11 protein-coding genes are annotated in these 13,854 nt (G+C 68.1%); 3 read left to right on the top strand and 8 right to left on the bottom strand.

Annotated features, from left to right (window positions below; translation table 11 throughout):
* Positions 1–77: 77 nt before the first annotated feature.
* From RUR_RS34990 to RUR_RS34965, 6 genes are all read right to left on the bottom strand, one after another.
* The gene (locus tag RUR_RS34990) at positions 78–929 is read right to left on the bottom strand and encodes an anti-sigma factor family protein (protein WP_283139519.1); all 852 of its coding nucleotides are present in this window, start codon (positions 927–929) and stop codon (positions 78–80) included.
* Positions 930–949: 20 nt separating this feature from the next.
* Entirely contained in the window at positions 950–1,552 is a 603-nt protein-coding gene (gene sigM / locus RUR_RS34985) for an RNA polymerase sigma factor SigM (RefSeq protein ID WP_283139880.1), read from the bottom strand.
* Between the two features lie 180 nt (positions 1,553–1,732).
* Positions 1,733–3,232 (bottom strand): protein kinase family protein, encoded by a 1,500-nt coding sequence (locus RUR_RS34980; protein ID WP_283139518.1) that lies wholly within the window; start codon positions 3,230–3,232, stop codon positions 1,733–1,735.
* A 261-nt stretch (positions 3,233–3,493) separates the two neighbouring features.
* The gene (murJ, locus tag RUR_RS34975; protein ID WP_283139517.1) at positions 3,494–5,119 is read right to left on the bottom strand and encodes a murein biosynthesis integral membrane protein MurJ; all 1,626 of its coding nucleotides are present in this window, start codon (positions 5,117–5,119) and stop codon (positions 3,494–3,496) included.
* Positions 5,116–7,230: a DUF6049 family protein gene (locus RUR_RS34970; protein WP_283139516.1), complete on the bottom strand. Its 2,115-nt coding sequence runs from the start codon at positions 7,228–7,230 to the stop codon at positions 5,116–5,118. The genes murJ and RUR_RS34970 overlap by 4 nt, the downstream gene beginning before the upstream one ends.
* Before the next feature lie 89 nt (positions 7,231–7,319).
* Positions 7,320–7,853, bottom strand: coding sequence for an aminoacyl-tRNA deacylase (locus RUR_RS34965; protein ID WP_283139515.1), 534 nt, complete (start codon positions 7,851–7,853; stop codon positions 7,320–7,322).
* Between the two features lie 132 nt (positions 7,854–7,985).
* Between RUR_RS34965 and RUR_RS34960 the strand changes: the two genes are divergently transcribed.
* Together RUR_RS34960 and RUR_RS34955 are read left to right on the top strand one after the other, a co-directional pair.
* Complete coding sequence (locus RUR_RS34960; protein WP_283139514.1) at positions 7,986–9,431, top strand: CCA tRNA nucleotidyltransferase; 1,446 nt, start codon at positions 7,986–7,988, stop codon at positions 9,429–9,431.
* Positions 9,421–10,689: an adenosylmethionine--8-amino-7-oxononanoate transaminase gene (locus RUR_RS34955; protein ID WP_283139513.1), complete on the top strand. Its 1,269-nt coding sequence runs from the start codon at positions 9,421–9,423 to the stop codon at positions 10,687–10,689. The genes RUR_RS34960 and RUR_RS34955 overlap by 11 nt, the downstream gene beginning before the upstream one ends.
* Here the strand turns inward: RUR_RS34955 and RUR_RS34950 are convergent.
* Complete coding sequence (locus RUR_RS34950) at positions 10,630–11,946, bottom strand: MFS transporter (RefSeq protein WP_283139512.1); 1,317 nt, start codon at positions 11,944–11,946, stop codon at positions 10,630–10,632. The two genes, RUR_RS34955 and RUR_RS34950, sit on opposite strands and share 60 nt — an antisense overlap.
* A gap of 123 nt (positions 11,947–12,069) precedes the next feature.
* On the opposite strand from RUR_RS34950, the gene idi reads away from it, so the two are divergent.
* A complete protein-coding gene (gene idi, locus RUR_RS34945; protein WP_283139511.1) occupies positions 12,070–12,666 on the top strand; it encodes an isopentenyl-diphosphate Delta-isomerase in 597 nt (198 codons plus the stop codon).
* Positions 12,667–12,762: 96 nt separating this feature from the next.
* Here idi and RUR_RS34940 read toward each other — a convergent pair whose 3' ends face one another.
* On the bottom strand, positions 12,763–13,842 hold the full coding sequence (locus tag RUR_RS34940; RefSeq protein WP_283139510.1) for an inositol-3-phosphate synthase: 1,080 nt from the start codon (positions 13,840–13,842) through the stop codon (positions 12,763–12,765).
* Between the last annotated feature and the right edge of the window lie 12 nt (positions 13,843–13,854).

Raw genomic sequence — 13,854 nt, 5'->3', positions numbered from 1 at the left:
AGGCCGCGCAGATTCCCGGTACATGCAACGACCCGGACGGAATTTCCGTCCGGGCCGTCGACTGTTGTCAGTGGTCGTTACCAGCGACCGGGGATCGCCTTGGCGATGATGTCTCCCTCGGTCGCCGAGCACTTCAGGCCGACGACCCACGTCTCCGCGACCTCACCGGCTTGTCCGCCGAGGAAGACGAGGACGGTGGCCGGCCTGCCCTGGTACTTGGCACGATAAACGATATGCGGATCCCGACCGTGGGATGTTCCGTCGATGATGCGCTTCACGCATCCATCCAGCCGGTTCCCTTCCGAGGAGCCCAAAAGCTTCCCGGCGTTCCCCTTCTGGTTGGCTGCCGAATCGACACCGAACCAACCGCTCAGCGGAGTCTTCGCCAGATCCTTGCGGGTGAAGTTCTCAATCCCCGTGATCAAGGAGTACGTGGACTTGCCCGGAGCGGGTGGGGCGGCTATCGGAGCCGGAGTGGAGGGTCCCTGGCCGACGGTCGCGGGGGCCAGCAGGCCACTCGAGACGACCGCCGAACCCACAACCACGGCTGCCGCGCTTGCGGCCACGAGCGGAGCCCAACGCTTCCACCGCCGTCGCGCCGTACGACGCGCAGGCTTGATCGAACCGTCGTCTCCGACCACGCCGATTGGTCCTGGGTGGTTGTCCTCCAATTCTCCCCCCGCCGACGCCACCGCAGTAAGGATCGGTGTCGCCGCTCTGGCCTGAACCTCCGCCTCGATGGCGAAGTCAAGCTGAAGGGCTACCGATGAAGGCATCACGGGGACGGGAGTGGCCGCGAGGAGCTCACGTATCGCGGCAAGGTCGGCCATATAGTCACCGCAGGGCGTACAGACCGCCAGGTGGTCTCGTACGCTCATCGCGGTTGCATCGTCGAGGAGACCTTCGGCCAAATCGGCCAAGGTGTCCAAGTCGAAGTGCGTGTCACGCGTCACGAAGATTCTGCTCCCTTCACCGATGAGACGCGAGTTCCTTCCGGTCGGTTCCGTAGATGTTGGAGAAATGGAGCAAGCCTGGCGCGACCTCGGGCGCAGCGGCTCTTCACCGTGCCGGCGGGTACCTGGAGAACCCTGGCGGCCTCCTCGACGGCGTACCCCATCATGTCCACCAGGACGAGTGCCGCTCGCTGGTCGGGAGGGAGGTGTTTGAGAGCCGTGGAGACCTCCATGGCGATCTCACGCTCCCCGGTCTGATCCGGTGTGGGAGCACTGCGCTCGGCCGCTTCGATCAGCTCGTCGTCGGCCACGGGCCTGAGCGCCTTGCGTCGTAGTCGGTCAAGGCATGCGTTGACCACGATGCGATGCAGCCATGTGGTGACGGCCGCTTCCCCTCGGAAGCTCGCGGCTTTTCGAAACGCCGATACGAACGCGTCTTGTACGGCGTCCGCAGCCTCATCCGCATCGCCGAGCGTGCGGAGGGCGACAGCCCACATCCGGTCTCGATGCCTACGTACTATTTCGCTGAACGCCGCGGGATCCCCCTCGATGTGCCGCGTCAGCAGTTCGGCGTCGGATGGCTCCGATGCCGCGCCAATCGTCGGACCGTCCCCGTGGGGTCCGCGGTGGGGGTGCGTTGGAGGGTTCACCAGCTTCTCTATAGTCCGGGGGCAATATCACTACTACGGGATAGATGGTGCCACGAAACAGGGGCCAACAGTGTCCCAACCCGGATGAAGAGGCAAAGAGAAGCAGTTAACCGGAGAATCCCGATCTCGCTAGACCCCCTTGACGGTGATCTCGTAGACGGTGCCGCGGTACTTGTGGTTCTCAAAGGGGACCTTGGTGAACCACAGCACGAGATAGCGGCCGGTCGTGGCCTTCTCCGGGGTGAGCGTCGTCTCACCGGAGGCCCCGCTCACCTTGGCCACGGTGGACATGGAGTCCAGGTCCGGGGAGTTGCCCACCTTCAGTTCGACCGACGAGCCGGGCGCCTTGCCCAGCGTGGCGGTCACGCTGCTGAGGGAGACCTGCCGGCCGAGATCGACCAACAACCCGACACCCGACTTGAGACGGCCCAGCTCGGCTGAGACATACGTATCGGTATGCCACTCCGTGGATGGCTTGCCGTCGGTGGCGTTCTTGAGGTACTCGGGATTCTCTTCGTTGTCGCCGAGGGGGTCGAAGTCCTTGACGCTCGCCAGCTTGATCGTCGTCGCGCTGCTCGTCTTGTCGGTGGTGGACACCGACGGAGTCGGCTGCACGATGGCGGGGGGCTTTCCGCCGATCGTGCGCCCGAGGGTCCAGGCACCCACCCCGATCGCGATCATGACGAGCACCACGAGCAGCGTCACCAGGGCGCGTGCGACGAAGCTCCCGCCGTTCGGGGAGCGCCTCAGCGGCGGTGGGGCGAGCGGCAGGTGTGTCGGTCGCAGCGCGTCCACGGTGTCCATCGGCCCGCTGAGCGAGGGGTCGACGGCCGGTGGGTGGAGCATCGCGGTCTGCGGGATGGCCGGACGCCGAGGCAGTTCACCCAGCGCCTGAGCCAGGTCCCCGGGAGTGCTCAGCGGAGGCTGGCCCCGGCGGGGCTCCTGAAGCAGGGCTCGGCAGGTGATCGCGTCGATGGTGCTGGGCACGCCGGCGAGGACCTGGCGCGGGGTACACGGTTTTCCGTCGTCCAGGGGCGCCGGGGGAAGGTCCGTCTCGTCGTGACCCGGCCAGTGCCCGGTCAGCGCCGCGTAAAGCAGCCGCGCGAGCCCTTCGGTGTCTTCCCGGGCCGGGTCCTCGCTGGTCACGTCGCCAAGCGCGGCGTCCACCCCCAGGCCCAGGAGTTTCACCGAGCCTCCGCTGCTCCAGACCAGGCACGCCGGGGTGATGCAGAGGTGGGTGAGCCCCGCCGCGTGCGCGACGCCCAGCGCCTCCGCGGCCTCGGCGATGAGATTCACGGCGCGGTCCGGTTCGAGCGGACCCCCTTCGAGCAGGTCGACGAGCGTTTCACCCGTCACCCACTCGCTCACCACATAGGAGTGGTCGTCTTCGTCGGCGGCGTCGAAGACCTGGGTGAGCCTGGGGTCGCTGAGCCGGCTGGCGGCGCGTGCGGCGGTCACCACCTCGGTGATTCTCGGAAAACCGGCCGCGAAGGTGCGGACGGCGACAGGGCGGGCCAGTACCTCGTCGATGGCCTTCCACAGGGTCGAGCCACCGGACTCGCTGACCCGGTCCTCCAACCGGAACCGATCGGCCAGCCGGGCACCCGGCTCCACCGTGGACGTACTCATGCGCGCCCTTCGGCTTGCTGCTCGGTTGTCTCGTGAATTCGGGGGTACGGCGCTTCGCCGCGCTCAAGCGCGCGCCCGCCAGGATGAGTCATGCGACGATCACCGGCCCATGTCTATCGCAGGGGTCCGCTCGTGTCGCCCAATGCTGGTTGGGTCCGCCCACGACCCTCCTGCCCTGTTTCACTGGCGTGCCGTGCACCATCGTAGTGCGCTGCCGGGGTAGCCGCCCTCTTATGAGGGACGTGTGGCCCCACTCCTGGACTATGCCCCAGGACGCAGCCGCGCAGCCACCATTCCAACGATCGAACTGACCTCGGGGATGCGCATTCGATGGGCGGTACCAAGATAGGCCAGCCCGCCGAGCCCGCCGCCGACTACGAGCACCAGGATCGAGCTGACGAGGTTGAGTCCCACCGTCGCGTCGGCGATCCACAGGGCGATGAACGCGATCAGGACGGCCGGCACCGCGGCCACGTGCTGCTTGGCCAGCACCGAGGTGAACCGCCATCCGTCGAGGCCGCCGAGCCTGCGGGAGAGGAGGAACCAGGCGCAGCCCGTACCGCAGACGTAGGAGAGGGCGAAGGCCAGGGCGATGCCCATGACGACCATCCCCGGGGGGAGCACCTCGTAGGCGATCAACCCGAGCCCGCCGAGGACGGCGACGTTGGCGACGGCGATCAGTGCCGGGGTACGGGTGTCCCCGAGGGCGTAGAAGATCCTCAGGAGCATCTGGAAGATCGAGAACGGCACCAGGGCGAGCCCGAAAACCTGCAGCACGTTCCCCATGTAGATCGCGTCGTTGAGCGAGGTGCCGCCTCGGTGGTACAGCGGGACGGTGATCGCGGCACCGAGGACGAGCAGCAGCATGCCGGCGGGCACGATCGCCGCGCAGACCAGGCGCAGCCCCGAGGAGAATTCCTCCCGGACCGAGTCGAGCCTGCCGTCCGCGGCCAAGGCGCTCATCCGGGGGAGCAGCGCGGTGATCACAGAGACGGCGATGAGGGCGTAGGGGAACTGGAAGAGCTGGTACGAATAGTTGTAGATGGAGAATCCGGCCTCGTGGCCGACGGCGCTCTTGCGCGCGGCGGCCCCGGCCGCGTTGCCGACGTTCGCGACGACCATGAAACCGGCTTGGACGATGACGACGTAGGCGAAGGTCCAGACGGCGGTCCGCCCCATCTCCCCCAGACGGGCGTTGTGGAAGTCGAAGCGCGGCCGGAACCGGAAGCCCACCCGGTGCAGGGAGATCACCAGGGCGACGGCCTGCAGGACGATCCCGGCGGTGGTGCCGATGCCGAGCAGGCGCAGGTCGCCCGGGGTGACGGCGGCGATGTCGGTGCCCCCCTCGCTCACCAGCAGGTACGTGACCGCCACACCGATGACGACGACGTTGTTGAGCACCGGGGCCCAGACCGGCGCGCCGAACCGCTCACGGGTGTTGAGGAAGGCCCCGGCGAGTGCCCCGACGCCGAAGAAGGCGATCTGAGGAAGGATGAACCGGGCGAGCGTCGTGGCGACGTCACGCTCCAGCGACGTCCAGGCCTGGCCGTACAGGTCGATCAGAGGACCAGCGGCGAGCACCCCCAGGACGCTGACCGTGATGAGGATCAGCGTGACGAGGGTGAGCAGACGCTGTTCGTAGGCGCGTCCCCCGTCCGGGTCGCGTTTTTGCGCCCGGACGACCATGGGCACGACGACGCTGCTGAGGATCCCGTTGAGCAGCAGGTCGAACAGGATGAACGGGATTATGTAGGCCGTGGTGTAGGCGTCGCTGAGCGCGCCCACCCCGATCGCCGCCGCGAGCACGATCGTCCGGACGAAACCGCTGACGCGGGAGGCCATCGTGCCGACGGCCATGATCGCGCCGGCCCGCAGCAGCGTGCTCATTCAGCGTCCTTCTGCCTGCGTCGGAGAATGCGCGCCCCCACCGAGAGGAGCATGACCGCGACCGCCCCGCTCGCGATGACCAAGGCGATCGCGGTGTAGCCGGTGGCCTTCACCGTCACCCGGACCGGTTCGCCGTAGGGCGTCCCGTCCAGGGTGGTCAGCTGGAGGACGATGTCGGTGTCGCCGTCGGCGAGGGCGTTCAGCTGAATCGGGACGGTCTGGCTGTTCCGCTTCTCGATCTGGACGTCGTCGGTGAGGTCGACGGGACCCCCCGAGGGCGAGACCGCGTGCGGACCGGTCCCCGCGGCCTCCGCCGGAGGCGTCGTGATCCTCAGCCGTTCGGGGTCGGACGAGGTGACCTTCAGCCGGAGCACGACCTTGTAGTCCAGGAGGTTGGAGATGCTGATCGGGAGGGTGCCGTTGGCGCCGGCCAGCGTGGGCGGACGGTCACTCGTGATGCGGATCTTCTTGATCTGTTCCTGTATCGCCTGATCCACGGTCTTGCAGATCGCGACGACCCTTCCCGTCCGCGTCGGGCAGACGGCGTTCTTCCCGACGGAGCCCGAGGTGCGGCCCCGCCACGCGGACGAGGCCATCCGCAGCACGGCGACCTTGAACCTCGGTGGCTGCTCGGGGTTGACCGCCACGGTGAGGTCGGCTGAGCGCGCCATCCGCGCCACCTGCCGCATGTAGGGGCGGTTCAGTTCGGTCGCCTGGTTCTGCGCCGTGTAGGTGAGGCTCCCGCGAGGGGTCGCCGTGCCCTTGGGGAGCGGGCGCTGCGCGGTCAGCGGCACCTGCCGGAGCCAGGGGACGCTCCCCGAGGCGTCGAGCAGCGCGGTGAGGAACTGGGGGTTGGGGTTCCAGCGGCGAGGCGGGGTGATGACCACCCCGCGGGCCAGATTGGGCATCTCCGCTGTGATCATCGCGGTCTCGGCGAGGAAGCGCTGCAGGGTGAGCGCCGCGGCACCGGGGGCCCGGACGTCGCCGGCGACGAGCTGGCTGAGGGCGGAGTCGGCGAGAAGCGCCTTCATCGGACCGTAGACGGTGGGGACCGTGGTGGCGGCCTCGGGGGTGTAGGCGGGCCGGGGCGCGGCCGGAAGGCTGTTCTCGTTCAGGACGACGGTCCGCACGCCGTGCGCGGCGAGGCTGTCGAGGGTGTCGTGGTCGGCGTACCCGCCTACCGGCCAGGCGATCTCCTTGGCGGCCGGCTTGCCGAGGACCCTCCGCACGGTCTCCGCCCCGATTTCGAACGCGGACTTGGTCTGGGCGTCGAGCCCGTGCCGGGCGAGCGCGGCGACGTCGGCGTCCGCGTACGGGGTTCCGGCGACCGTGGACTCGGCGGCGAGTCCACGCAACCGGTCGAGCCACGTCGCACCCGCGGGGTCGGCGCCACGCCGCTCCGACTTGATCTCGTGATCCCGGCCGAGTGCGGACACGTCGTCCAGGACCGCGGGATCGATCAGCCAGGTGAGGGGCGTGGGGTTCCGCGCGTTCTCAACGGCCTGGAGAAGGTTGGACAGGCGTCCGCCCTTGGCGATGCTCTTGTGCAGGGTGTTCCCGACGAACTTGCCGTCGGTGGACTGGTGGGGCTGGTCCACGATCGGGAGCAGCCAGGAGATCCGGGTCTTCTGCACACTCTGCCCGGACGGGAAGTACGGCAGGAAGGTCCGCTGAACCGCGAGCGTGGTGCCGGCCGGGTCGAGCACCTCGACGCTGAGCGGGTACACGCCGAACGAGGTGAGCTCCAGCTGGACCGGGGTCACCGAGATCGACCAGGGGGTCGCCTGACCGGGGGTGGGGACGGGCAGCTGCAGCGTGGAGGAGATGTGTGCCTTATCGACGGGTGCGCCGGGCAGCCCCTTGGCGTACATGTCCAGTTCGGCGCGGTTGCCCAGGCGCTGATTCGACCACCTCAGCCGGACCCGCAGCGAGGTGTGATCCGTCTTGACCGTCCCGGACAGGGTGATCGGGGCGACCCGGGTCCGCACGGAGTAGGGAGTGATCTTGTCGATCACCACCTCGGCCTGCTGGCGGGCAGCCGTCACCGTCACCGGACTCGCGAGCGCGGGTGAGACGCTCGGCGAGAGCCCGATGACGGCCGCGGCGAGCATGGGCGCGAGCCTTCGGATCACTTGGTGCCTGTCGTCGGTCGGGGGCGCACGCCCCAAATCGTAGGCGACCCCTTGGGCCTGCGTGGCCGCTAAACCTTGCTCCGGGTGATCGAGCCATGGGTTCGCGGTACCGGTATCCGGACTCGTCCCCCTAGATCCACCGGCCTCGCGCCGATGAGACCGAACAGGTCGGCCGCCATGATTTTGAGTGCGGTACGGCGTTCGCCCGTCGCCGCGTAGACCGGGTGCTCCGCTCCGGCGGCGGCCGCGAACAGCCGTTGATCCACCAGGAGGTTCATCGCCTGCGGCAGCAGGACCGGGCTCACCAGATCGGCCGCGTACTCCGTGCCCAGGTTGATCCGCAAAGGGGAGGCGGGACGGAGATGGCGGCTGCCGAGCACCGCCGCCACGGCGTCGGTGTTCGGGGTCTCTTTCGCAAAGGTCAGGACTGCGGTAAGAATCCTCCCGTCGTCGAACACGGTGACCGAGACGCAGCGTCTCGGCAGCAGACCGAGGATCTCCGGGAGGTCGTCCGCGCATGTCAACGGTCGCGGAAGCCGTACGATCTCATGGTGAATCTGGTGGGCGAGGAGCCAGCGGTGGATCGCGAGGGCGTCTTTCATCTGACCTGCTCCCTGCTCAAGCGGCGCCCCCGAAGTGGAACCCTGGACCGTAACCCGATGGTGTATGCCTTGAGGGTCACACCCACGGCGGAGCGGGATAATCTGTTTCCGTAACCAAAGGACCTACCCAGCTTGGCCTCTTTAAATCTCACCGAAAGCCAGCGCACGGCGGTGACGGAGCTGTTCCGGCGGATCGCTCCGGTCATCGGCGAGCTTGGCGACCTGTTCGTCGCGCACGGCCACGAGCTCGCCCTGGTCGGGGGTTCGGTCCGTGACGTGCTGCTGGGGCGGATAGGCAACGATCTCGACCTGACCACGGACGCCAAGCCCGAGAGGGTTCTGGAGATCGTCAAGGAGTGGGCCGACGCGGTCTGGACGATCGGCATCAACTTCGGCACGATCGGCGTCCGCAAGTCGAACTGGCAGCTGGAGATCACCACCTACCGCAGCGAGACGTACGACCCCGCCTCCCGCAAACCGGAGGTGTCGTACGGCGACACGCTCGCGGGGGATCTGGCCCGGCGGGACTTCGCGGTCAACGCGATGGCGATCCGGCTGCCGGGGCACGAGTTCGTCGACCCGCACGGTGGGCTGCCCGATCTCACCGGCCGGATCCTGCGGACCCCCGGCACGCCCGAGCAGTCCTTCGGGGACGATCCGCTGCGCATGTTGCGCGCGGCGCGTTTCGCCGCGCAGCTCGATTTCACCGTGGCCGGGGAGGTCGTCGCCGCGATGACGGCGATGGCGGGCCGCATCGAGATCGTCTCCGCGGAGCGGATCCGGGATGAACTGGACAAGCTTCTGCGCAGCCCGCATCCGCGCCTCGGGCTGGCGCTGCTGGTCGACACCGGGCTCGCCGCCCATGTGCTGCCGGAACTGCCCAAGCTGCGGCTGGAGATCGACGAGCACCATCGGCACAAGGACGTCTACGAGCACACGCTGACCGTCCTCGATCAGGCGATCGATCTGGAGGGGGACGCGGGGCCGGATCCGGTTCTGCGCTGGGCGGCGCTCCTCCACGACATCGGCAAGCCCAAGACCCGTCGGCATGAGCCGGGGGGCAGGGTCTCGTTCCACCACCACGAGGTGGTCGGCGCGCAGATGACCAAGAAGCGGCTGATGGAGCTGCGGTTCCCCAAGGACGTCGTGTCGGATGTGGCCAAGCTGGTCGAGCTGCACCTGCGTTTCCACGGATACGGCACCGGGGAGTGGACGGACTCCGCCGTACGGCGATATGTCCGTGACGCCGGACATTTGCTGGAACGGTTGCACAAACTCACTCGGGCCGACTGCACGACGCGGAACAGGCGCAAGGCGCTCGCGCTAGCCCGTACCTATGACGATCTGGAACGGCGCATAGCGCGGCTCGCGGAGGCGGAGGAGATCGCCAAAATCCGTCCGGAGCTCGACGGAAACGAGATCCAGCAGATTCTGGGCATCTCACCCGGCCCCGCGGTGGGCCAGGCCTACAAGCACCTGCTGGAGGTCCGGATGGACAAGGGCGTGATAGGTAAGGAAGCCGCGGCCGAGGAGCTGCTGCGATGGGCCGCCGAAACAGGGGTCGCCGGTGACGCCTGACGAGCTTGTCGCGTTCGATCAGGAGCACCTCTGGCATCCCTACGCCACCACGCCGTCGGCCGTACCGCCCTATCCGGTGGTCTCCGCCTCCGGGGTACGGCTGACGCTCGCGGACGGGCGGGAGCTGATCGACGGGATGTCGTCCTGGTGGGCCGCGATCCACGGCTACCGGCACCCCCGGCTCGACGCCGCGATCCACGACCAGCTCGGCCGGATGTCCCATGTGATGTTCGGCGGGCTGACCCACGCCCCCGCGGTGGAGCTCGCCGGGCTCCTGACCGAGCTGACCGGCCTGCCGAAGGTCTTCCTCTGCGACTCCGGCTCGGTCTCCGTCGAGGTCGCGATCAAAATGGCCCTCCAGTACCAGCAGGCCCTGGGCCGGACGCGGCGACGGCGTCTGCTCACCGTCCGGGGCGGCTACCACGGCGACACCTTCGGCGCCATGGCCGTGTGCGATCCGGTGAACGGCATGCACCACCTCTTCGCCGAAGCCCTTCCCCGGCACGTCTTCGCGTCCAGACCTCCGGCCGGGTACGGGGCGGAGCCCGACCCCGGATATCTCGCCGAGCTCGCCCGTACCGTCGAATCCCACACCGACGAGCTTGCCGCGATCATCGTCGAGCCCGTGGTCCAGGGGGCCGGCGGAATGTACTTCTACTCGCCCGCCTATCTGAGCGCACTCCGGGAACTGGCGGACGCGCACGGTCTCCTGCTGATCGCCGATGAGATCGCCACCGGTTTCGGGCGGACCGGTGAGCTCTTCGGCTGTGAGCACGCCCGGGTCAAGCCGGACATCATGTGCCTCGGCAAGGCGATGACGGGCGGATATCTCACGATGGCCGCCGCCCTGTGCACCGAACGGGTGGCCGAGGTCGTCTCGGCCGGCGGCGGTCTCATGCACGGGCCGACCTTCATGGCCAACCCGCTCGCCGCCGCGGTGTCCTCGGCCTCGATCCGGCTGCTGCTGGAGCGCCCGTGGCGCCGGGAGGTGGCCGGGATCGAGGCCGCGCTGCGCTCCGGGCTCGCCCCGGCCGCGGAGCTGCCCGGCGTCGCGGACGTCCGCGTCCTCGGCGCCATCGGGGTCGTCGAGACTCAGGCACCGGTGGATGTGGGCCTGGCGCAGAAGGCGGCCGTGGATCACGGGGTCTGGCTGAGGCCGTTCAATCGCCTCATCTACACCATGCCGCCGTTCATCACCTCAACGGACGACGTCGTCCGTATCGCGGAGGCTGTGGTCGCCGCCGCGCGTACGGTCTGAGGACCCGAACCAGTACCCCACCGCGCCCAGCAGGTAGCCCGTGGCGACGATCCCCAGGACGAGGTAGGACTTCCCGTCGGCGGGGAGCAGGGGCACCGCGACCACCGCGGCGACCACGAAGGTCGCGTTGAAGATCATGTCGTAGATGGAGAACACCCGGCCGAGGTAGACGTCGTCCACCTCGCGCTGCACGATCGAGTCCACGCAGATCTTGATGCCCTGTGCCGCCACCCCCAGGACGAACGCCAGTCCCAGGACGGCGTACTCGTTGAAGGAGACGCCCGCCGTACCCGTCACCACCCCGGCCAGGGCGAGCAGGAGGGCGATGAAGGTACGGGGCCGGATCCGGTCGACGACCCAGGGGGTGATCGGGGCGGCGGCGAAGTAGCCGAGCCCGGAGACGGCGATGACCAGGGTGAACTTGTCGAGGCCCGCTTCGGCGTCGTTGGTGAAGTAGAAGCGGAACAGCAGGACGGTCATGAGGAACGCCATGCCGTAGAAGAACCGGTGGACGGCGAACGCGCCGAGCGCGGCGGCGGCCTGCCTCCGGTGCAGGACGTGGCGGGCCCCGGCCATCAGGCCCGTGACGACGGTCTTCAGCGCCTCGGCCATCTGCGGCCGGCCCTGGTCCACATCGGGGCCGAGCAGATCGCGACGCATCCGGACCGCGACCAGGGAACTCAGGCCGACGAGGACTCCGGAGCAAGCCAGCAGGGTTGTGGTGCCCAGGTCACCGGGGCCGAAGGCGCTGCGGAGCAGGTATCCCGCACCGGCCCCCAGGAAGGTTAGGACCGTGCCCGAGGTGGGCGCCACCGCGTTCGCCATCACCAGCTGTTCCCGCGGGACGACATGGGGGAGCGAGGCGCCGAGCGCGGCGAGGAAGAAGCGGTTGACCCCGAGCACGCCGAGCGCGGTCGTGTAGAAGAGGGCTTCCGGGGCGTCGAAGTAGACCAGGCCCGCCGCGAGAAGCAGGAGCACACCGCGGATGACCGGGGCGACCACCAGGATCTGCCGGCGTGACCAGCGGTCGATGAAGACACCCGCGAACGGGCCGACCAGGGAGTACGGCAGGAGCAGGACCGCGAAGGCCGTGGCCGCCTCGGCCGCGGAGGTCTGCTTTTCCGGGGTGAAGAACGCGTAACCCGCCACGGCGAACTGGAAGACGCCGTCCGCGAACTGGGAGACGAGCCGGGTGGCGAACAGACGCCGGAAATCCCGCCCGGCCAGGACGGTGCGGAGGTCGGCGGCGAATGACACCCGATCAGCCTACGTGCCGCGCACCATTCTGTTGTAAGCCTTTTAGCCCCGGTGTACGACCTTTCCCCTCGTCCGGGCGGGTGGGTGGTTACCCCGGCTCCCCTTCTCCCATAAAGTCGAAGTGTGATCGCTCAACTGGATTCCGAGCACGTTGTCCTGGTCGGCGACGCCGGACAGGCGATCGGAGTCGCGCCGAAGGACGAGGTCCACGGTCGCGACACCCCTCTGCATCTGGCGTTCTCGTGTTATGTCTTCGACGCCGAAGGCAGGGTCCTGCTGACACGGCGGGCCGACGACAAGCTCACCTGGCCCGGGGTGTGGACCAACAGCTGCTGTGGCCATCCACAGCCGTCGGAGCCGATCGCCCGGGCGGTGGCCCGCCGGCTCCGGCACGAACTGGGCTTGGCGGCGTCGCGCATCGATTTGATGTTGCCGCGCTTCCGCTATCGGGCGGTGATGGCGAGCGGGATCGTCGAGTACGAGGTCTGCCCGGTCTATCGGGCGATCGTGGAGACGGATCCGCAGGCCAACCCCGAAGAGGTCGGCGCCGTGCGCTGGATGTCGTGGGCCGGGTTCGCCGAAGGGGTGCTCAGCGGCGACCTCGAGATCTCCCCTTGGTGCCGGGAGCAGGTGCCGGAGCTCGTCGCGATCGGTGACGACCCGCTGCGATGGCCGTCGGCCGATGTCGCGCTGCTGCCGCCCGCCGCGATCCCGGATTGAATGATCACAGCTTATCCACAGGCTGTGGATAAGCTGTGATCAAACATTGAATCTTGAAGAAGATTCTTGATTCTTTCCGGTCGGGACCGATGCCGATCAGCGATCGACCTCGCCGCGGATGAACCGCTCCACCGCCTCGTGCGCGTCGTCGTCGGCGTACTGCACCGGCGGCGACTTCATGAAGTACGACGAGGCGGACAGGATCGGGCCGCCGATCCCCCGGTCTTTGGCGATCTTCGCGGCGCGGACGGCATCGATGATCACGCCCGCGGAGTTCGGCGAGTCCCAGACCTCAAGCTTGTACTCGAGGTTGAGCGGGGTGTCGCCGAACGACTTCCCCTCCAGGCGGACGTAGGCCCACTTGCGGTCGTCCAGCCACGGCACGTGGTCCGACGGGCCGATGTGGACGTCGGACTTGCCCATCTCGTGCGGGATCTGGGAGGTGACGGACTGGGTCTTGGAAATCTTCTTGGACTGGAGGCGCTTACGCTCCAGCATGTTCATGAAGTCCATGTTCCCGCCGAAGTTGAGCTGGTACGTGCGGAGCAGCTCAACCCCGCGGTCCTCGAACAGCTTGGCCATCACCCGGTGGGTGATGGTGGCTCCGACCTGGGACTTGATGTCGTCGCCCACGATCGGCACGCCCGCCGCCTCGAACTTGGCGGCCCACTCGGGGTCGGAGGCGATGAAGACCGGGAGGGCGTTGACGAAGGCGACCTTGGCGTCCAGCGCGCACTGCGCGTAGAAGCGGTCCGCCTCCTCCGAACCCACCGGCAGGTAGGAAACCAGCACGTCGGCCTTGGATTCCCGGAGAATCCGCACGACATCCTCGGGTTCCTCGTCGGATTCGTGGATGATCTCGCGGTAGTACTCGCCGAGACCGTCGAATGTCGGCCCCCGGCGTACGGTGACCCCGAGCGGGGGCACGTCGCAGATCTTGATGGTGTTGTTCTCCGAGGCGACGATCGCTTCGGAGAGATCGCGGCCGACCTTCTTCGCGTCGACGTCGAACGCCGCGACGAACTCGACGTCCCCGACGTGGTAGTCGCCGAACTTGACGTGCATCAGGCCGGGTACGCGGGTGCCAGGGTCGGCATCCCGGTAGAAGTGGACGCCTTGAACCAGCGATGCGGCGCAGTTGCCGACGCCGACGATGGCTACACGCACCGAACCCATCGCATTTTCTCC

Source organism: Rhizohabitans arisaemae (genome assembly GCF_025996515.1).
Classification (GTDB): domain Bacteria; phylum Actinomycetota; class Actinomycetes; order Streptosporangiales; family Streptosporangiaceae; genus Rhizohabitans; species Rhizohabitans arisaemae.
This window is presented reverse-complemented; position numbering and strand designations above follow the sequence as displayed.

Excerpts from the sequence above, each read along its gene's own strand:
- RUR_RS34980 (WP_283139518.1), bottom strand. The coding sequence starts at position 3,232 with ATGAGTACGTCCACGGTGGAGCCGGGTGCCCGGCTGGCCGATCGGTTC.
- murJ (WP_283139517.1), bottom strand. The coding sequence starts at position 5,119 with ATGAGCACGCTGCTGCGGGCCGGCGCGATCATGGCCGTCGGCACGATG.
- RUR_RS34970 (WP_283139516.1), bottom strand. The coding sequence starts at position 7,230 with ATGCTCGCCGCGGCCGTCATCGGGCTCTCGCCGAGCGTCTCACCCGCG.
- RUR_RS34965 (WP_283139515.1), bottom strand. The coding sequence starts at position 7,853 with ATGAAAGACGCCCTCGCGATCCACCGCTGGCTCCTCGCCCACCAGATT.
- RUR_RS34940 (WP_283139510.1), bottom strand. The coding sequence starts at position 13,842 with ATGGGTTCGGTGCGTGTAGCCATCGTCGGCGTCGGCAACTGCGCCGCA.